The organism is Micromonospora marincola (genome assembly GCF_056150385.1).
Map to the genome: position 1 here is coordinate 344,770 of NZ_JAXCFT010000002.1, position 17,886 is coordinate 362,655.

The window sequence follows — 17,886 nt, forward strand, 5'->3', positions numbered from 1 at the left end:
GGCCGGAATGTGGCACGGTGAGATCCAGGCACTTCCGGCCGGCGGCACGGTCGGGGGCGAGCGTGGGTGCGGAGGGGCGAGATGGGCGAGCACGAGGTTCCGGCGGAGACGGTCCACCCGGGACCCACGCCCGACCCCGCCGGTGACGCCGACGAGCAGCCGGCGCAGGTGGCCGTCGCGCGGGCTCGGGTGAGCGTGGCCGGCTCGGCGGTGCCGCCGCCGTCCGGCGGGGAACAACCCGGTCCGCCGGCCACCGCCACCACCTACCGGGCGGGTGCTCCGGCGGCGAGCGTGCCGCCGCTGGATCGGCGTCGTCCCGGTGCGACGGTTCCGCCCGCCAGTTGGTCCGCCTTCGCGGCGGCCGAGCGTCCCGCCACCGTGACCCCGCCCGACAACGGTGACGCCGGTCACCCGGCAGCCACCTCGAGCCAGGCCGCCCCGACCCCCGAATGGCCGGTCCCCGCCGCCCCGGCGTCCGCGTCCGCGGAGGCTCCGGCACCCACCCCCGACGACGCCGAAAGCCCGGTGTCCGCCCCCGGCAACGCCGCGGCGGGTACGGCCGGTGGCGTCGCCGCGGCGGGCACCGCTGGTCGCGTCACCGCGGCGGCACCCCGGGTCTCCGGTTCCGTCCAGGTGCCCGCGCCGCGCACGGGTGCCGAGACATCGCCTGCCCGGGCCAGCGCCTCGGTGCCCGGCCTGAGCCGGGTGTCCGCCGAGGAGGTCGCCGCCTCGGTGGCAGCCGCTCCCGCCGCCGCGAAGATCTACCGGGCCGGCCCGGTCAATCCGGAGCCGCCGGAGCCCGCCCAGCCGCCGGAGCCGGCGCAGCCGCCGACGCCGCACGGCCCGGAGCCCGAGCCGGCGCCGACCCCCGTCCCGGGCCCGACGCCCCCGTCGCCAGCACCCGAGCCGGAGCCCCCGCTGCGCCCGACGCCCCCGCAGCCCGGCCCGCCGGCGCCCACGCCGGCGCCGAATCCGCCCGGACCGGTCCCGCCGGCGCCGAATCCGCCCGGTCCGGTCCCGCCGGTGCCCGGGCCGCCCACGCCGCCACCCGGGCCGCTTGTGCCTCCGGGGCCGCCGCCACCCGGCCCGATGCCCGCGCCGCCGTTCCCGCCGCCACCGGCGATGGCCGGCGCGCCCGGAGCGCAGCCGGCCTGGGTCGCCACGTACACGTCGGCTCCGCCGCCACCCGCCGCGCCCCCGCCGCCGGTGGTGCCGGCACCGGCGCTGCCGACCTGGCCGCCGCCGGCCGCCCCCGCCCGGGAGGTCGAGGCGGCCCGTCCGGTACGCCCGCAGCCGGGCGCTCAGGATCTGGCCGGAACCGCGTACGGCGGCACCGAGGGTCCCGGCTTCGCCACGATCTCGTTCCCGCAGGGCAGCCCGTCGGAGAACTCCGGTTCGCTGACCGGGCACATCCTGGCCCAGGGCTGGTCGGAGGACGCGCCGACCGCTCGGGCCAGCAACACCAAGGTCATCATCGTGCTGGCCGCGGCGCTTGCCGTGTTGATCGCGATCAGCCTGCTCGTGGTCTTCCTGGCCAACGACGTGTTGAGCGGGCTGACCGGCGGCTGACGGGGTGAGCCCGCCCACTACCGCCGCGCGGTGCGGTGGCAGTGTCGGCGGATCGCCGTACACTTGTCGGGATCACTGACCCGGCGCGCCGACTGTGCGCGCCCATGGGCGATCTTGCGGGCGATTCGGCGGCGTGACGGTGCCGCGGCGGGCCATCGCGAAGATGCGCCCCCGCTCGCTCGAAAGGCATTTCTTGACCACGTTCGCCGCCTCCGGCACGTCCCCGTCCACCGACCCGGCCATCGAGATGGCCGCCGACACTCCTGACTTCGCCTCGCTGGGCCTGCCCCGGCCGCTGGTCGAGGCGCTCGCCCGGCAGGGCATCACCACTCCGTTCGAGATCCAGCGGGCCACCGTCCCGGACGCGCTCGCCGGCCGTGACGTGCTCGGCCGGGGTCAGACCGGCTCGGGCAAGACGCTCGCCTTCGGCCTGCCGGTGATCGCCCGGCTCGCCGAGCGCAACCGGGCCCGGTCGCTGCACCCGCGCGCCCTGATCCTGGTCCCCACCCGCGAGCTGGCCATGCAGGTCAACGACGCGCTGGTGCCGCTCGGCAAGTCGATCGGCATCTTCCTGAAGACCGCGGTCGGCGGCGTGCCGTACGACCGGCAGATCGACGCGCTGCGGCGCGGCGTGGAGATCGTGGTGGCCACGCCGGGGCGGCTCGGCGACCTGATCGCGCGTGGCGTCTGCCGGCTCGACGACGTCGAGGTCACGGTGCTTGACGAGGCCGACCAGATGGCCGACATGGGCTTCCTGCCCGAGGTCACCGAGCTGCTGGCGAAGACGCCCGCGAACGCCCAACGGCTGCTCTTCTCGGCCACTCTGGACAATGACGTCGACACGCTCGTCAAGCGGTTCATGACCGACCCGGTCACCCACTCGACCGCGCCGGCGACCGCCGCCGTGTCCACCATGGACCACCACATGCTGCTGATCCCGCCGCACGACAAGTTCGCGGTCACCGCGTCCATCGCCGCCCGGGACGGCCGCACCATGGTCTTCGCCCGTACGCAGCTCGGCGTCGACCGGCTTGTCGACCAGCTCACCGCGGTCGGCGTACGGGCCGGTGGCCTGCACGGCGGCAAGACCCAGCGGATGCGCACCAAGACGCTCGCCGAGTTCCGCGAGGGCCGGATGAACGTGCTTGTCGCCACCGACGTGGCGGCCCGGGGCATCCACGTGGACGGGGTGTCGCTCGTGCTGCACGTGGACCCGCCGAAGGACCCGAAGGACTACCTGCACCGGGCCGGCCGCACCGCCCGGGCCGGCGAGTCCGGCGCGGTGGCGACCCTGGTCCTGCCGAAGCAGCGCCGGACCACGCTCGCCATGTTGGAGAAGGCGGGTGTCGATCCGGCCCAGGCGCGGGTACGGGCCGGCGACGAGGCGCTTGCCGAGTTGACAGGTGCGCGCGAGCCCAGCGGCGTGCCGGTCCGCGAGGAGCCGGAGCCCCGCCGCGGCGGGCGCGGCTACGGCGACCGGGACGGACGCGGCTACGACCGTGGTGGCCGCGGTTACGCCGACCGGGGCGCGCGCGGCTTCGACCGGGGCGGACGTGGCTACGGCGACCGCCCCGCCGGCGAACGGCGCTTCGGCGACCGACCCACAGGTGAGCGACACTTCGGCGACCGGCCGTCGGGCGACAGGCGCTTCGGCGACCGACCCACAGGTGAGCGACGCTTCGGCGACCGGCCCGCGGGCGAGCGCGGCTTCCGCGAGCGTCCGGCCGGCGAGCGGTTCGGCAACGACAGGCGCGACGACAGGCGCTTCGGCGACCAGCCGGCCCGGGACGACCGGCGGCACGACGCCCGGCCCACCGGCGGGCGCGGCTTCGGTGAGCGCCGCCACGACGACCGCCCGCAGGGCGAGCGGCGCTTCGGCGACCGGGACAGCAGCACCGAGCGGCGCTTCGGGGACCGGGGTGACTTCCGGCCGGCTGAGCGTCGGGATGGGTTCCGCTCCGAGGGGCGGGGCCGGGACGACCGGCCGCGCGACGAGCGGCGCGGTTTCGGCGGGCGTCCGCCGGCGCGTACCCACTGATCCGGGCGGTCGGGAGACCGCGAAGCGAAACGCCGCCGCCGAGCATCCGCTCGGCGGCGGCGTTCGCGCATCCGCTGCCGGTGCCGGCCGGGTCGCGTAACGTCCGGTCCATGCCGAAGTCGCTCTTCTGGACCCGGACCGACACCGCCGGCTCGGAGCACGTGGTGCTCGACGACCACCAGGGGTTGACCGCGCAGGGTGTGGCGCTGGCCGTGGACCCGATCCCCTACACCTGCCGCTACCGCCTGACGATCGCCCGGGACTGGTCGACCACCCGGGTCGAGGTCGACGCGGACGGTGCCGGCTGGGCGCGGAGCGTACGCCTGGAGCGGGGCCGGGACGGGTGGCGCGTGCGTACCGGCGAGGAGGGTGACCTGGACGCGGCGCTGCGCGCGGCCGGGCAGCCACTTGCGGGCCTGCCAGGCACGGACGACCCGGGCCGGCTGGCCGACGCGCTCGACGTCGACCTGGGCGGTTCGCCGCTCACCAACACGCTGCCCATCCGGCGGATCGGGCTGGGCCGGCTCCCCGCCGACCTCGCCACGAGTGTGACGGTCGCCTGGGTGCTGCTGCCCGGCCTGGCCGTGGTGCCGGCCGAGCAGGTCTACACCTCGCTCGGTCCGGGCCGGGTCCGGTACGCCAGCGGCACGTTCACCACAGACCTTGAGGTCGACCCGGACGGCTTCGTGGTGCGCTATCCGGGGCTCGCGGAGCGGGTCGACCCGCGCTGACCGGTCAGGCCGGCCACGTGCCGTCGGTCAGGAACCGGTCGACGACGGCCAGGTGCGGGGCGAGGTCGAGGCCCTGCGCGGCCACCCACCCGTCGTCGTAGTAGGTGTCGCCGTAGCGGTCGCCCGGGTCGCAGATCAGCGTGACCACCGAGCCGGTCCGGCCGGCGGCGCGCATCTCCGCGATCAGCCCGAACGCGCCCCACAGGTTGGTGCCGGTGGAGCCGCCCACCCGGCGGCCGAGCACGGCGGAGCCGGCCCGCATCGCGGCGAGCGACGCGGCATCCGGCACCTGGACCATCCGGTCCACCACGCTTGGCACGAAGGACGGCTCGACGCCGGGCCTGCCGATGCCCTCGATCCGGGAGCCGCGGCCGGTGCGCAGCGACCAGTCGCCGGCCTGCCAGGCCGGATAGAATGCGGAGTTCTCCGGGTCCACCACGCACAGCTTGGTGGGCAGCCGGCGGTAGCGGGCGTACCGGCCGATGGTGGCGCTGGTGCCGCCGGTGCCGGCGCCCACCACGATCCAGGCGGGTATCGGGTGCCGTTCCAGCGCGAGCTGCGCGTAGATCGACTCGGCGATGTTGTTGTTGCCCCGCCAGTCGGTGGCCCGCTCGGCGTAGGTGAACTGGTCCATGTAGTGGCCGCCGGTGTCCTCGGCCAGCCAGCGCGCCTCGATCACCACCTTGGCCGGGTCCTGGACCAGGTGGCAGCGCCCGCCCTGGAACTCGATCTGGGCGATCTTCTCCGGGGAGGTGGAGGCGGGCATGACCGCGATGAACGGCAGCCCGAGCATGCGCGCGAAGTAGGCCTCGGAGACCGCTGTCGACCCGGAGGACGCCTCGACGACCGTGGTGTCGCGGCCGATCCAGCCGTTGCACAGCCCGTAGAGGAACAGCGAGCGGGCCAGCCGGTGCTTGAGCGAGCCGGTCGGGTGCACCGACTCGTCCTTGAGATAGAGGTCGATCCCCCACGCCCGGGGGAGCGGGAAGGGCAGCAGGTGGGTGTCGGCGGAGCGGTTGGCGTCCGCCTCGACCGCGGCGATGGCCTCGGTCAACCAGCGCCGGCCGGCCTCGTCGCAGCGGTCGAGATGAGTCACGCCGGCAACGTTACAAGCGAGGTGGGCTCGGATCCGCCCGGACCCGGCGCGCCTGCCGGCGCTGCCCGGCCCGGCCGGCGGCCCGCACCACCGGGGTCAGGGCCAGGGCGAGCCGGGGGTACGCGTCGAGCAGCCGCACCTGCGCGCCACGCCAACGGGGCAGGCTGACCACCGGGCGGGGCCGGCGGGCCAGCCGTACCGCCCGCGCGGCCACCCGCTCCGGCGTCAGCAACGTCCCGGTGAAGGAGGCGAGCGCCCCGGGGTCGTCGAGCTTGTCGTGCAGCATCGGCGTCCAGATGCCGTCCGGGCACAGGCACGACACGTGTACGCCCCGGACGCCCGCCATCCGCAGGTCGCTCAGGGTGCCGAGGCTGAACGCCAGCAGGGCGTGCTTGCTCGCGGCGTAGACGGTCTCCCCGGGCGCCGCGATCAGCCCGGCCAGCGACACCACGTTGAGCACGTGCCCGTGGCCCTGTTCGCGCATGACCGCGAGCGCGGCAAGCGTGCCGTTCATCGCGCCGAGCGCGTTGACCTCCACCACCCGGCGTCGGGTCTGCGCGTCGTGCCCCCAGGAGGGGCCGGTGACCAGGATGCCGGCGTTGTTCACCCACAGCCCGAGCCCGCCCGGCGCGCCGGCCGCCGCGGCGGCGACCGCGGCGCACGCCTGCTCGTCGCGGACGTCGAGGGGGTGGGACCAGCCGCCGAGCGGCCCGGCGGTGACGGCCGCCGCCTCGGCGTCGACGTCTGTCACAAGCACCCGCCAGCCGTCGGCGTGCAGCGCTGCGGCGAGCGCGCGGCCGAGCCCGCCGGCCGCTCCGGTCACCACGGCGGCGCCCCGCTCCGAGGTCGTCATCGCCGCACGCTAACCGCCCGCCCCGCCCGCCGGCCAGGCCCGGTGGTCAGGGGGTGGGGGGTACGAGCGGTTGGGGGCGGTTCTCCCACTTCGTCGACAGGGCGATGCCGGTGCGGGTGGAGGCGACGCCGGGCGTGCGGTTCAGCCGGACGATCAGCTGTTCCAACTCGGCGATGGTGCCCACCCGAGCCTTGAGCAGGAACGATTCCACGCCTGCCATGAAGTAGCAGGACTCGATCTCGGGGATCTGGCGGAACGCCTCAAGCACGTCGTCGGTGTCCGCGTCGGAGTTCTCCACGATGCCGATCAGCGCGGTGACCCCGAGGCCGACGGATTCCGGCTCGACCTCGGCCCGGTAGGCGCGGATCACGCCGCCGGATTCCAGCTTGCCGACCCGTTCGTGCACGGCCGGGGCGGAGAGGCCGACCTGCCGGGCCAGTTCGGCGTACGACAGGCGGGCGTTACCGCGCAGCAGCTCCACGAGGCTCAGGTCGATCGCGTCCACGGAGAGTGACCCTATCCATTCACAAACGCCCGCTCACAGGGGGTCTACGCCAGTACCATTTACTAACTTTCGGACTGTGTGCGTTTTTCGCGTTTGGCGGACACGCCCGGTCGCTGGTGCTGTAATTGCCGTACGTCCCTCATGACGGCTCTGGGCTCGCACCGGCCGGGGGCAGTGTGTTCAGCCGGGGGCTTCGTCGACGCGAGGAGGGGGCTGTGGACACTGGAGATCGCCTGCTGACACCGGGTGAGGTCGCTGCGCTGTTTCGGGTTGACCCGAAGACCGTGACCAGATGGGCAGCGGCCGGCCGGATCGGCAGCATCCGGACTCCAGGCGGGCATCGCCGGTTTCGGGAATCCGAGGTGCGGGCTCTGCTGGAGGGGGAGGGCATGCTGGACGAGGCGGAAGACATGGGCAAGCCACGCAATGTGGGCCCGACCGCCTCGACCGGCCCCGGCCCGGCGAACGCCGGCATGTACTGAAGCGAGCGGGGCGCGGTCCGACCGGTGAGGCGGGCCGCGTCCCGACCGGTCAGGCCGGGTCCGCGTCCCGCCGAGCGGCGGCCAGCTCCCCGGACCAGCGCCGGAACAACGTGTGCGGGACGCCGAGCGCGTCGAGCACCTTGCCGGCCACGAAGTCGACCAACTGCTGGGCGGAGGCCGACGCCCCGGCGCCGTAGAAGCCCGGGCTGGCCGGCAGCACCACGGCGCCGGCGTCGTGCAACGCGATGAGGTGCTCCAGGTGGCTGCGGGTCACCGGCGTCTCCCGGGGCACCACCACGACCGGCCGCCGTTCCTTGAGGTTCACCTCGGCGGCGCGCTGGAGCAGATCCTTGGACAGCCCGATCGCGATGCCGGCGCAGGCGGCGGTGCTGGCCGGCACCACGGCCATGCCGCGTACCCGGTAGGAGCCGCTGCTCGGCCCGGCCGCCAGGTCGCCGGCGGGCCAGTGCCGCAGGTCCGCCCCGGCGAGGTCGCGGTCGAGCCAGCCGGCCAGGTCGTCGGCCCAGTGCGCGTCCCGGAACGGCCGGCCGGTCTCGTCGAGGACGGTCAGCCGCGCGGCCCGGGAGACGATCAGGTCCACCGCCTGGCCGGCGTCGAGCAGGCCCCGGAGGACCGCCGCCGCGTACGGTGTGCCGGAGGCGCCGGAGACGCCCACCACCCATGGTTCGCGCATGCCGTCAAGCCTGCCAGGCCGGACGTCAACCGGCTCGACGGGGCTTCCCGTGGCGTGGGATTCTCTGACCGGCAATCCACCCCTCATGGGAAGGCCCGGTGATGACGGCTGCGGTGCTGCGGGCGCTGCGCTCCGACTGTCCCGTTCCGCCGCGGCTCTCCCCGTACGCCGACGAGGTGCAGAGCTGGCTGGCCACCCGGCTGGACCAGCTCGGCCTGCCGCTCGACCCGGCCACCCGGCGGCGGCTCGGCCGGGCCGGCTTCGCCAGGTACGCCGGCCGGCTCTACCCGGACGCCAGCGAGGCCGACCTGCGCGTGCTGACCGCGCTGTTCACCTGGTTCTTCCTGGTCGACGACGCCTGCGACGGCCCGGACCGGCTGAACCCGGCGCGGATCCGCGCGCTGCGCGACGGCACGCTCGCGCTGCTCCGCGACGGTCCCCGGGCCCGCCACTCCGGCTTCGCCGGCCCGCTGCGCCGGCTGCTGGTGCAGGCGTGGCGGGAACCGCGCCGCCGGATGCCGGCGCGGTGGCGGCTGCGGTTCGCCGACGCCGTCGCCGACCACCTCGACGGCGTCTCACGGGAGGCGGCGGCCACCTCGACCGGCCGCCCGCCGGGCGTCGCCGAGTACATCCGGCTGCGCCGGGCCACCTCGGCGGCGTACGTGTCGTACCCGCTGATCGAGTTCGCGTCCCGGCGCCCGCTGCCCGACGCGGTCTACCACCATCCCGTGCTGCGCCGCCACGCCGACCTCGGCAACGACCTGCTCTCCTGGTTCAACGACATCGCCTCGCTCGAACGCGACCGGGCCGTCGGCGGCGGGCACAACCTGGTGCTCGCGGTGGCCGGCGAGCGGGGCGTGCCGGTGCCGGCCGCGGTCGACCTGGTGGCCGGGCACTGGCGGGCCGAGATGAACCGCTTCATGGTGTTGCGCGAGGCGGTGCCGTCGTTCGGCCCGGCGCTTGACGAGGCGGTCACCGCCCACCTCGACGGGGTGGCCGCCGCCGTCCGGGGCACTGTCGACTGGACGCTGGAGAGCGCCCGCTACCCGGTGGCCGCAGCACCCTGACCCGACCCGACCCGGCCGGCCCGACCCGACCCGGCCCGCTGCCCGCTCAGGGGCGCAGGTCGAGCCGGATCACCAGGTCGAGCAGGGCGAACACGAACAACGCGATGCCGACGAACCCGTTGGCGGTGAAGAACGCCCGGTTGACCTTGCTCAGGTCGGTGGGGCTGACCACCAGGTGCTGGTAGCCGAACGCGACCGCGGTGAGCGCCAGCCCGATCCACCACAGCCAGCCGAAACCGATGAGCGCGCCGAACCAGATGAACAGCGCGAACGTCACCACGTGCGCGACGGTGGAGGCGTGCAGCGCGAAGCGGCGGCCGTACCGGGCCGGCACGCTGTGCACGCCGATCTCCCGGTCGATCTCCGAGTCCTGGCAGGCGTAGATCAGGTCGAAGCCGCCGATCCACAGCCCGACCGCCGCGCCCAGCAGCCAGGCCGGGCCGGACCCGTCCAGGGTGCCGGTGACCGCCAGCCAGGCGCCGACCGGGCCGACCGCCTGGGCCAGCGCGAGGATGGCGTGCGGCCAGTTGGTGAACCGCTTGCCGTACGGGTAGACCACGAGCGGCACCGCGGCCAGCGGCGCGAGCACCAGGCAGAGCGGGTTGAGCAGGGCGGCGGCGCCCAGGAAGACCACGAGCGCGACGACCGCGCCGGTCCAGGCCGTGCGCACGCTCACCGCGCCGGTGACCAGCTCCCGGTTGGCGGTACGCGGATTCCGCGCGTCGATCCGCCGGTCGAGGATCCGGTTGGCGGCCATCGCGAACGTCCGCGCGCCGACCATCGCCACGGTGATCAGCAGCAGGTCGAGCCAGCGCACCCGCCCGCCGTTGACCTGCATGGCGGTCAGCGCGGACAGGTACGCGAACGGCAACGCGAACACGGAGTGCTCGATCGCGACGAGCTTGAGGAAGGACGTGACCCGGCCGGGCCGCTCCAGCACCGCCGTCATCGGATCCCGTACTCCTTCCACCGCTTGTCGACGAGCGCGACCACCTCGGGCGACATGGTCATCTCCTCGGGCCAGCCCCGGGTGTAGCCCTCGGTGGGCAGCTTGCGGGTCGCGTCGAGGCCCGCCTTGCCACCCCAGAACTGCTGGTAAGAGGCGTGGTCCAGGTGGTCGACAGGCCCTTCGGTGACCATCAGGTCGCGGGCGTAGTCGACGTTGCCGAAGGCGCGGAACGCGACCTCGTGGTAGTCGTGCACGTCGCAGTCCTCGTCGACGATCACGATCAGCTTGGTGAGGGACATGAGGTGGGCGCCCCAGATCGCGTTCATCACCTTCTGCGCGTGCTTCGGGTAGCGCTTGCGGATCGACACGATCGCGCAGTTGTGGAAGACCCCGGCGGCCGGCAGGTCGTAGTCGACGATGTCCGGGATCATCAGCTTGAGCAGCGGCAGGAAGATCCGCTCGGTGGCCTTGCCGAGGCCGTGGTCCTCCTGCGGCGGCTTCGACGTGATGATCGAGTGGTAGACCGGGTCGCGCCGCATGGTCATGGTCTCGACGTGCAGCACCGGGAACGGCTCGACAGGCGTGTAGAAGCCGGTGTGGTCGCCGAACGGGCCCTCCGGCAGCCGCTCGCCCGGCTCCAGATAGCCCTCCAGCACCACCTGGGCGTGCGCCGGCACCTGCAATGGCACGGTCAGGCAGTCGACCATCTCCACCCGCTCGCCGCGCAGGAAGCCGGCGAACAGGTATTCGTCGATGTCACCTGGTAGCGGCGCGGTGGCCGCGTACGAGACGACGGGGTCGCAGCCGATGGCGATGGCGACCGGGAGCCGCTGGCCGAGCCGCTCGGCCACGGCGTGGTGCGCGGTCGAGTCCTTGTGGATCTGCCAGTGCATGCCGAGCGTGTTGCGCCCGTGCTGCTGGAGCCGGTAGAGGCCCAGGTTGCGCTTGCCGGTCTCCGGGTGCTTGGTGTGGGTAAGCCCGAAGTTGTGGAAGATCCCGCCGTCACCCGGCCACACCTGGAGCCCGGGCAGCCGGTCGAGGTCGACGTCGTCGCCGGAGTAGACCACCTGCTGGCAGGGCGCGGTCTTGACCTTGCGGGGCGGCACGGACTTGAGCTGCATGACCTTGCCGAGGCCCTCACGGATGCCGGACCAGCCGACCGGCAGCTCCGGCTTGACAAGCGCGCCGATCCGGGCGCCGATCTCGTCGAGCGTCTCGACGCCGAGCGCCATGGCCATCCGCTTCTCGGTGCCGAACAGGTTGACCGCGACCGGCATCTCGCCCCGGGTGGGCCGCTCGAAGAGCAGCGCCGGCCCGCCGTCGCGGACGGTCCGGGTGACCACCTCGCTCATCTCCAGCGTGGGGTCGACCGGGACGGTGACCCGCCGCAGTTCCCCGGCGCGCTCCAGGGCCGCTAGGAAGTCGTTGAGATCGTCGTACGGGAACCCACGCATCACCCCATCCTCCCCCACCCCTCCGGGGTGTAAGGAGGGGGCCCTTGTTAACGCATTTGGTAGAGGAGGGGGCCCCTATTAACACGTCCACCGCATGGACCGAGGTCAACCGGGTAGTCGCCGGCATGGGTGACGGGCGGGTGCCGGCGGGGTTCAGCGAGCAGCGGGCCCAGGTGGGCGACGTGGAGATCAACTATGTCCGGGGCGGCCGGGGACCGACCCTCGTGCTGCTCCACGGCTACCCGCAGTGCTGGCGGATGTGGCGGCACGTGCTGCCCGAACTGGCGCAGTCGTACCAGGTGATCGCCCCCGATCTGCGCGGCTTCGGCGACAGCGACGCCCCGCCCGGCGGGTACGACAAGAAGACCGTCGCCGCCGACCTGCACGGGCTGCTCACCGGGCTCGACCTGGCCGGGGACATCCGGCTGGTCGGTCACGACCTGGGCACCATGGTCGCGTACGCCTACGCCGCCGCCCATCCCGACTCCGTCACCCGGCTGGTGCTCACCGAGGCGCCGATCCCCGACGAGAGCATCTACACGATCCCGGCGCTCACCGCCGCCGGCCCGGCGGTGTGGAACTTCGGTTTCTTCAACGTCCCCAACGGCCTGCCCGAGCAGCTCGTCGCCGGCCGGGAGGCGCTCTGGGTCGACAGGTTCACCGACTCCATCATGGTCAACAAGGGCAGTCTCGGCCCGGACGAGATCGAGGAGTACGCCGGCCACCTGCGCGACGAGGCGCACCTGCGGGCCAGCTTCGCCTACTTCCGCGCGTTCGGGCAGGACATCGCGGACAACACGGCGTACCGGGGCACGAAGCTGCCGATGCCGGTGCTCGCCGTCGGCGCGGAGGCCAGCCTCGGCGGACAGGTGGCCGAGCAGGTGCGCCAATATGCCGACACGGTCACCGGCGAGGTGGTCGCGGACTGCGGCCACTGGCTCTTCGAGGAGCGGCCGGCACAGCTCGCCGCACTGCTGTTGCCGTTCCTGAAGGGCTGACGAGCGGGGGCGGCTCAGAGCCGCCGGGTCGACTCCACGAACGCGCGCCAGGCGGCCGGCCGGAAGGTCAGCAGCGCGCCGTCACGGTCCTTGCTGTCGCGTACGCCGACCACGCCGGCAACGTTGTCGGCCACCTCGACGCAGTCCCCGCCGTTGGTGCTGCTCCGGGTGCTGGTGCGCCACCGGGCGCCGCTCAGGTCCGCCATGTCTCCGCCACCTCCGTCAACAACTCCATCGACTGCCGGGGCGGCAGCGCCTCGCCCTCGATCGACTCCCAGGACGACCGGACCGCGAGCACGTCCTCGGTGCGCTCGATCACCTGCCCCTTGAGCTGATCGTCGAGATAGACGACGTCCTCCCCGGTGGGCAGCGTAGCCAGCACGAAGGCCCCGGCGAAACCCGGATACGCGCCGGCCGAGGCGGGCACCACCTGGATGCGTACCCGAGGATTTTCGTCGGCCACCTTGACCAGCCGCAACACCTGCTCGCGCATCACCAGCGGGCCGCCGACCGGGCGGCGCAGCACGTGCTCGTCCAGCATGGCGACGAGCTGCGGTGGCTTCTCCCCGATCAGCACCGCCTGACGGGCGAGCCGGGCCTCCACCCGCCGCTCCACCTCCGGCTCGTCGAACAGGTTGACGCTGCGGAACAACGCGCGGGCGTAGGCCGACGTCTGCAACAACCCCGGCACCACCATGTTCTGGTACGACCGGAGCACGGTCGCCTGCCGCTCGTTGGCCTCCCACTCCCGCATCCACTGCGGCGACCCGAGCCGGGTCAGCATCCGGCCGAACACGCCACAGGTGTCGAGCGCCACGTCCACCCGGTCCCAGAAGTCCGGCGGCGGCCTACGCGCGCCGGTCTCGACCATCGCCACCGTCGACGGCGAATAGCTGATCGCCTTCGCCAGATCCTCCTGGGTCATCCTCCGAGCCGCCCGCATGTGCCGCAGCTCCTCGATCAACACCTGCAAGCGCTCGTCCACCCGCACGCCTCCTCACGGTTGCGCCCCGCGTGTCTCACCGACCTCACCGACCACTCGGCCCCACACACAGGGTGACCATACGCCTTCCGGTAGTGGTCCCGCCGTCCCGAAACTGTGCACAACGGAATCGTCCGGATCCGCCCCGAAAGGACGGACGAAACCGTGGAGGGGCCGTGCGGTACGTCGGCGGCGGACGGCCCCTCCTTCCAGTCCGGCGACCGAGGAGGAACGGCGATGATGCGACGCCACGACCCGCACCGGCCACTGTGGCTCTGCCGGGCCTGCGGCGGCCCGTGGCCGTGCGGCACAGCCCGGCTGACGCTCTTGGCCGAGTACGGGGACCGCATCGCCCTGTGCATCTATCTCGCCGGGATGCTCTACACCGCCGTCGAGGATCTGCACCGGCTCGATCCGCGCAACGCGCCGAAGCCGACCGCGCTGCACGAGCGCTTCCTCGGCTGGGCCGCCCCACGCCGCGGTTAAGGCGGGGCCCCCGCTTAACGCATTCGGTAGAGGCGGGGCCCCTTATTAACAGCGCCGAGTCAGGCGGCGGGCGTCCAGGCGTACTCGTGCAGGGGTTCGTCGAGCGGCGCGGCGGTGAGCCGGTTCGCGAAGGTCGAGATGGTGTACGTCCCGACGCCGAGCACGACGTCGAGCGCGTGGCGCGGCTGCCAGCCGGCCGCGAGGAGCGCGTCCATCTCGGCGTCGGGGACCGCGCCCCGGTGGTCGAGCACGGCGACGGTGAACCGGCGTAGCGCCTCCAGCCGGGGTTCGGGCAGCGTCCCGCCGGCACGCAGCGCGCCGATCAGCTCCGGCGCGGCGCTCAAGCGGGTGAGCGTCGCGGTGTGCATCGCCACGCAGAGGTGGCAGGCGTTGCGGGTGGCGACCGTCAGCACGACCACCTCCCGCGCGATCGGATCGAGGTCGGTGGCCTCGAAGGCGGCGTTCGCGGCGAGGAAGCCCTTGAGCAGTTCGGGTGAGCCGGCCATCAGGCCGACGGCGGCGGGCAGGTGGCCCAGCTTGCGGTGGACGCCGGCCATGACCGGGCGGGCGGCGGCCGGTGCGGTGCCGGCCGTGTGGACGGGGAAGGTCGATCGGGGCATGGCAGCCTCCCGGGGGTACGGTAGTCAACGTGGTTGACGAAATAGTAAACGTGGTTGTCGAACATGGCAACGCCTGACCGCCCCGGCTTCGCGCTGCCGCTGCTCCTGCTGGCCGGCTTCCGTACGCTCATCGACGACCTGCACGCCGAGCTGGCCCGGCACGGGCACACCGAGCTGCGCCCGGCGCACGGCTTCGTGCTCCAGGCTGTGGGTCCGGCCGGCACCACCGCCTCCGACCTCGGGCACCGCCTCGGCGTCTCCAAGCAGGCCGCCGGCAAGACGGTGGACCGACTGGTCGCGCTCGGCTACCTGGAACGGGTGGACGACCCCGCCGACGCGCGCCGGAAGCTGGTCCGGATGACCGCCCGGGGCCACGACGGGCTGCACCGCTCGGCGGTAGTCTTCGACGAACTGCGCGACCGCTGGGTGGCCGCACTCGGCGCCGACCGGGTCGCCGCGATCGAGGACGACCTGCGCCGGATGGTTCCCGCCGACGTGTTCCGCCTCGACGTGCCGGGCTGGTTCGGCGGGTGAGGGACACGAAAGGGGCACCCGACCGGACGGCGGGTGCCCCCTCGAAAAACTACCGGAAGACGACGTCACTCCTGTTGACCTTGCAGTTGGCATCGTTCCAGCCCTCACCGAGGTAGCTGGGTTCGCTTCCCTTGGCCACACCCTTGTACTTGCCGCAGATGGTGGCCGAGCCGATCACGACCACGCGAGTGATCGTCGCGGTGTCGTTCCAGTTGCTGTTGATGCCGGCGAGCATGTCGATGTCGTCGACGAGGACGTTGTCGATACGCACGTGACGGGTGTACGAGGTGGAGCAGTTGCCGCAGGCGCGGTACAGCTTGCCGGTCCCCTTCAGGTAGAAGCCGGAGATGTTGACCGTGCCGTTGCCGTTGTGCTGGAAGGTCTTGTCGCTGCCGCTGCGCGCGCCGCCACCGATGATGTAGGACGTCCCGCCGTTTGTCTGCTTGAAGGTGGCGGCGTCCTCACCGATGTCGTTCCACCACACGTTGCGCAGCGTGCAGGTGCCCTCGCAGTGCACGCCGTCACCGGCGGGCGAACCGAGGATGACGTTCTGCAGCGTGCCACCGTTGGCGACCTTGAAGATCGGGTCCTGCGACTCGCCCTGTCCACCGTCGCCCATGCAGCAGTAGGTCTTCATGCCGCCGTCGAAGGTGCCGGAGACGTTTACCGTACTCGAAATGTTCACCGAGCCGGCCGACGACGGCCACGCGCCGGTCGGCGTGCCCGGGTTGCCGGTCGGGCCGGACGTCGGACCGCTTGTGGGGCCGCTGGTCGGGTTCGACCCGCCGCTGGCGTACGTCTCGAACTCGGCGATCCGCGGGGTGCCGGACGCGCTCGTGATGACGAAGGAGATTTTCTTCAGCGACGTCGAGGAGAAGTTGATGGTGCTCGGGGCGCTGCCGCCGCTGGCCAGGATGGAGCCCGTGTCGTAGTTCTTGAGCTGCCAGCCGCTGATCGAGCCGCCGCCCGAGGCCTGCACGATGACGGCCGAGGACACCGTGGTGGCGCTGCCCCACTTGACCGAGACCGTGCCGGTGGAGCCGCTCGGCGACCAGTAGGTGCTGGTGCTGCCGTCGATGACGTTGCCGTAGCTGGTACCACTGGCCTTGCTGGAGCCGTCGGCGCCGGCGCCGAGGCTCAGGTTCGTGGCGGCCGAGGCATTGGGAACCTGCAACGCCAGCGCGACGACGGCACCTACGACCGCAGTGGTGCCGCCGGTCAGCCACCGCGTGGCGACTTTACGTCTCATCTGGTTTCACCTTTCGAGCGTGCGTACCCTGGGTAAAAGAAAGCGCTTTCAGGTAACCATAGAGAAACATCGATGTCTAGGCAAGGCTCAGTGCCCGTAGACGCGGGCCGGGTCGACCAGAACGACGTCCGGTCGGGTCGCGGCGCTGTCGGTCAGGTCTTCGGTGAAGCCCTGACCGCTGGCCAGTAGAAGCCGGGTGCCGGTCGCGTCGTACCCGGGCCGCCGTACGAGCAGGGCGCGGATCCGCTCCAGGCGGTCCAGATCACCCCGACCCAACCGGCGGCCCCACTTCACCTCGCCGATCGCCAGCAGGGGACGGGGGCCGTCACCGAGCGGCGGCTCGCCGATCGCGACCAGATCGAGTTCGTGACTCGTCCGCGTGGACGGGTCGGTCAGGGTGGCAGCACTCGCCTCCGCCACATGACCACCCAGCATCTCGGGGTCGGCGAAGCGCAGCGACCACTGCCGCACGATCTCTTCGAAACGTGGCCCGAGGACCGCGCTCGCGAAACGACGTTGCGAGCGTCGCCACACGTCGGCTCCCCGGCGTTGCTCCAACGCCGTCCACGCCGGACGCATGATCGCCTGATAGAAGGTGATCAACGGCTCGGTGATCCGGTAGCTGCTGCGACCGCTTCGGAGCGGATCCGGCTCACGGAGCAGCAGGCCGGCGTCCTCCAGCACGGTCAGCGCGTGCTGGAGGTCGGTCGCCTTCCGCCCGATGTAGCCGGCGATGCCACCCCGGCTGGCGTTCCCCTCCGCGACGGCGGCGAGCACCGAGTGGTACAGCGCCGTGTCCCGCAGATCCGGATCCTCGGCGAGCAGGTAGCGGGCCTCCCGGAACAGGGGCCGAGCCGGGTTCAGGACCGTACGCACGACCCAGTCGTCGAAGTCGTCCGGCCCCGCCGGCGTGTCGTCCTGGACGTACTCCCGCCGGTAGGCAGGTGTCCCTCCGACCACGGCGAAGACGCGCACCGCCAGCAGTGGGTCGTCGATCCCCCAGAACTCAGCCGCCGCACGGTAGTCCAAGGGCGGCACCGGCAACTCCAGCCCGGCCCGCCCGCGAAGGGGAGCCGACCCCGCGAGAAGCCCGCCCATGAAGGACAGCGCGGAACCGCACAGCAGCAGACGGGTGCGGGACTCCGTGCGTTCCGGTCGCCCCGGGGTCAAGGCGTGCTGGATGATCGACGGTAGGTCGCGCGCAGCGCGCACCAGGTAGGGGAATTCGTCGAGCACGACGGTCGTGGGACGGTCTCGCCCGAGTGCGAGCAGCGCGTCCACCGCAGCGCCCCAGTCGGGCAGATGCAGCGGACCGGGCGCCCCCGTGTAGGCGCCCAGAGCCTGCCCCAGCCGGCGCAGCGACTCGGTCGACGTCGCCTCGGTCGCACCGAAGTAGAACCCATCACCTACCTGTGCCAGTTGATAGAGCAGCAAGGTCTTGCCCTGACGGCGGCGCCCACTGACCACACCGATGGTTGCGCCAGGCCGATCGTCCGCCACGAAGCGGGCCAGGTCTCCCCACTCGGCGTCGCGGTCGAAAATCTCGGCGGGCTTGCTCAACATCGCCATACCGCACCAC

19 protein-coding genes are annotated in these 17,886 nt (G+C 72.8%); 8 read left to right on the forward strand and 11 right to left on the reverse strand.

The annotated features are described in order from the left end of the window. Window positions 1-81 precede the first annotated feature (81 nt). The 3 genes from SM450_RS06050 (at window position 82) to SM450_RS06060 (ending at window position 4,338) form a co-directional block, all read left to right on the forward strand. Window positions 82-1,569 carry a hypothetical protein gene (locus tag SM450_RS06050; RefSeq protein ID WP_474618670.1) on the forward strand — a complete coding sequence of 496 codons (1,488 nt, stop codon included), beginning with the start codon at window positions 82-84 and terminating at the stop codon, window positions 1,567-1,569. Window positions 1,570-1,762: 193 nt separating this feature from the next. After that, on the forward strand, window positions 1,763-3,607 hold the full coding sequence (locus SM450_RS06055; protein WP_474618671.1) for a DEAD/DEAH box helicase: 1,845 nt from the start codon (window positions 1,763-1,765) through the stop codon (window positions 3,605-3,607). Window positions 3,608-3,717: 110 nt separating this feature from the next. Continuing rightward, window positions 3,718-4,338: a putative glycolipid-binding domain-containing protein gene (locus tag SM450_RS06060; RefSeq protein WP_474618672.1), complete on the forward strand. Its 621-nt coding sequence runs from the start codon at window positions 3,718-3,720 to the stop codon at window positions 4,336-4,338. 4 nt (window positions 4,339-4,342) lie between these two features. On the opposite strand, the gene cds1 is transcribed toward SM450_RS06060, so the two are convergent. The 3 genes from cds1 to SM450_RS06075 are packed head-to-tail and all read right to left on the reverse strand — an operon-like array spanning window position 4,343 to window position 6,792. Beyond that, window positions 4,343-5,434 (reverse strand): L-cysteine desulfhydrase Cds1, encoded by a 1,092-nt coding sequence (cds1, locus tag SM450_RS06065; protein WP_474618673.1) that lies wholly within the window; start codon window positions 5,432-5,434, stop codon window positions 4,343-4,345. Window positions 5,435-5,444: 10 nt separating this feature from the next. Beyond that, window positions 5,445-6,287, reverse strand: coding sequence for an SDR family oxidoreductase (locus SM450_RS06070; protein WP_474618674.1), 843 nt, complete (start codon window positions 6,285-6,287; stop codon window positions 5,445-5,447). A 46-nt stretch (window positions 6,288-6,333) separates the two neighbouring features. After that, a complete protein-coding gene (locus tag SM450_RS06075) occupies window positions 6,334-6,792 on the reverse strand; it encodes an Lrp/AsnC family transcriptional regulator (RefSeq protein WP_281585480.1) in 459 nt (152 codons plus the stop codon). A 215-nt stretch (window positions 6,793-7,007) separates the two neighbouring features. Between SM450_RS06075 and SM450_RS06080 the strand changes: the two genes are divergently transcribed. After that, window positions 7,008-7,274, forward strand: coding sequence for a BldC family transcriptional regulator (locus SM450_RS06080; protein ID WP_091603534.1), 267 nt, complete (start codon window positions 7,008-7,010; stop codon window positions 7,272-7,274). 49 nt (window positions 7,275-7,323) lie between these two features. On the opposite strand, the gene SM450_RS06085 is transcribed toward SM450_RS06080, so the two are convergent. After that, window positions 7,324-7,968: a UbiX family flavin prenyltransferase gene (locus tag SM450_RS06085; protein ID WP_474618675.1), complete on the reverse strand. Its 645-nt coding sequence runs from the start codon at window positions 7,966-7,968 to the stop codon at window positions 7,324-7,326. Between the two features lie 101 nt (window positions 7,969-8,069). On the opposite strand from SM450_RS06085, the gene SM450_RS06090 reads away from it, so the two are divergent. Then, entirely contained in the window at window positions 8,070-9,035 is a 966-nt protein-coding gene (locus SM450_RS06090; protein WP_474618676.1) for a terpene synthase family protein, read from the forward strand. 46 nt (window positions 9,036-9,081) lie between these two features. Here the strand turns inward: SM450_RS06090 and mqnP are convergent, their stop codons facing one another. Beyond that, a complete protein-coding gene (gene mqnP, locus SM450_RS06095) occupies window positions 9,082-9,984 on the reverse strand; it encodes a menaquinone biosynthesis prenyltransferase MqnP (RefSeq protein WP_474618677.1) in 903 nt (300 codons plus the stop codon). Further along, on the reverse strand, window positions 9,981-11,438 hold the full coding sequence (locus SM450_RS06100; protein WP_474618678.1) for a menaquinone biosynthesis decarboxylase: 1,458 nt from the start codon (window positions 11,436-11,438) through the stop codon (window positions 9,981-9,983). Before SM450_RS06100 ends, mqnP begins: the two co-directional genes overlap by 4 nt. A 125-nt stretch (window positions 11,439-11,563) precedes the next feature. Between SM450_RS06100 and SM450_RS06105 the strand changes: the two genes are divergently transcribed. After that, window positions 11,564-12,436, forward strand: a complete 873-nt coding sequence (locus SM450_RS06105; RefSeq protein ID WP_474618679.1) for an alpha/beta fold hydrolase — start codon at window positions 11,564-11,566, stop codon at window positions 12,434-12,436. A gap of 14 nt (window positions 12,437-12,450) precedes the next feature. Here the strand turns inward: SM450_RS06105 and SM450_RS06110 are convergent, their stop codons facing one another. Next, window positions 12,451-12,642 carry a DUF397 domain-containing protein gene (locus SM450_RS06110; RefSeq protein ID WP_474618680.1) on the reverse strand — a complete coding sequence of 64 codons (192 nt, stop codon included), beginning with the start codon at window positions 12,640-12,642 and terminating at the stop codon, window positions 12,451-12,453. Next, complete coding sequence (locus SM450_RS06115; protein WP_474618681.1) at window positions 12,630-13,421, reverse strand: helix-turn-helix domain-containing protein; 792 nt, start codon at window positions 13,419-13,421, stop codon at window positions 12,630-12,632. The genes SM450_RS06110 and SM450_RS06115 overlap by 13 nt, the downstream gene beginning before the upstream one ends. A gap of 234 nt (window positions 13,422-13,655) precedes the next feature. Here SM450_RS06115 and SM450_RS06120 point away from each other — a divergent pair, with 234 nt between their 5' ends. After that, on the forward strand, window positions 13,656-13,904 hold the full coding sequence (locus SM450_RS06120) for a hypothetical protein (RefSeq protein ID WP_474618682.1): 249 nt from the start codon (window positions 13,656-13,658) through the stop codon (window positions 13,902-13,904). A gap of 59 nt (window positions 13,905-13,963) precedes the next feature. On the opposite strand, the gene SM450_RS06125 is transcribed toward SM450_RS06120, so the two are convergent. Beyond that, complete coding sequence (locus SM450_RS06125; protein ID WP_474618683.1) at window positions 13,964-14,524, reverse strand: carboxymuconolactone decarboxylase family protein; 561 nt, start codon at window positions 14,522-14,524, stop codon at window positions 13,964-13,966. A 63-nt stretch (window positions 14,525-14,587) separates the two neighbouring features. Here SM450_RS06125 and SM450_RS06130 point away from each other — a divergent pair, with 63 nt between their 5' ends. Beyond that, entirely contained in the window at window positions 14,588-15,058 is a 471-nt protein-coding gene (locus SM450_RS06130) for a MarR family winged helix-turn-helix transcriptional regulator (RefSeq protein ID WP_474618684.1), read from the forward strand. A 49-nt stretch (window positions 15,059-15,107) separates the two neighbouring features. Here SM450_RS06130 and SM450_RS06135 read toward each other — a convergent pair whose 3' ends face one another. After that, entirely contained in the window at window positions 15,108-16,307 is a 1,200-nt protein-coding gene (locus SM450_RS06135) for a pectate lyase (RefSeq protein WP_474618685.1), read from the reverse strand. Window positions 16,308-16,394: 87 nt separating this feature from the next. Then, window positions 16,395-17,870: an AAA family ATPase gene (locus SM450_RS06140; RefSeq protein ID WP_474618686.1), complete on the reverse strand. Its 1,476-nt coding sequence runs from the start codon at window positions 17,868-17,870 to the stop codon at window positions 16,395-16,397. Window positions 17,871-17,886: the final 16 nt, after the last annotated feature.

Bases quoted from the DNA above. Each gene is read 5' to 3' on its own strand.
- SM450_RS06125 (WP_474618683.1), bottom strand. From the start codon at position 14,524: ATGCCCCGATCGACCTTCCCCGTCCACACGGCCGGCACCGCACCGGCC.
- SM450_RS06140 (WP_474618686.1), bottom strand. From the start codon at position 17,870: ATGTTGAGCAAGCCCGCCGAGATTTTCGACCGCGACGCCGAGTGGGGA.
- SM450_RS06110 (WP_474618680.1), bottom strand. From the start codon at position 12,642: ATGGCGGACCTGAGCGGCGCCCGGTGGCGCACCAGCACCCGGAGCAGC.
- SM450_RS06130 (WP_474618684.1), top strand. From the start codon at position 14,588: ATGGCAACGCCTGACCGCCCCGGCTTCGCGCTGCCGCTGCTCCTGCTG.
- SM450_RS06085 (WP_474618675.1), bottom strand. From the start codon at position 7,968: ATGCGCGAACCATGGGTGGTGGGCGTCTCCGGCGCCTCCGGCACACCG.
- SM450_RS06120 (WP_474618682.1), top strand. From the start codon at position 13,656: ATGATGCGACGCCACGACCCGCACCGGCCACTGTGGCTCTGCCGGGCC.
- SM450_RS06060 (WP_474618672.1), top strand. From the start codon at position 3,718: ATGCCGAAGTCGCTCTTCTGGACCCGGACCGACACCGCCGGCTCGGAG.
- SM450_RS06105 (WP_474618679.1), top strand. From the start codon at position 11,564: ATGGGTGACGGGCGGGTGCCGGCGGGGTTCAGCGAGCAGCGGGCCCAG.
- SM450_RS06135 (WP_474618685.1), bottom strand. From the start codon at position 16,307: ATGAGACGTAAAGTCGCCACGCGGTGGCTGACCGGCGGCACCACTGCG.
- SM450_RS06090 (WP_474618676.1), top strand. From the start codon at position 8,070: ATGACGGCTGCGGTGCTGCGGGCGCTGCGCTCCGACTGTCCCGTTCCG.
- SM450_RS06100 (WP_474618678.1), bottom strand. From the start codon at position 11,438: ATGCGTGGGTTCCCGTACGACGATCTCAACGACTTCCTAGCGGCCCTG.
- mqnP (WP_474618677.1), bottom strand. From the start codon at position 9,984: ATGACGGCGGTGCTGGAGCGGCCCGGCCGGGTCACGTCCTTCCTCAAG.
- SM450_RS06070 (WP_474618674.1), bottom strand. From the start codon at position 6,287: ATGACGACCTCGGAGCGGGGCGCCGCCGTGGTGACCGGAGCGGCCGGC.
- SM450_RS06050 (WP_474618670.1), top strand. From the start codon at position 82: ATGGGCGAGCACGAGGTTCCGGCGGAGACGGTCCACCCGGGACCCACG.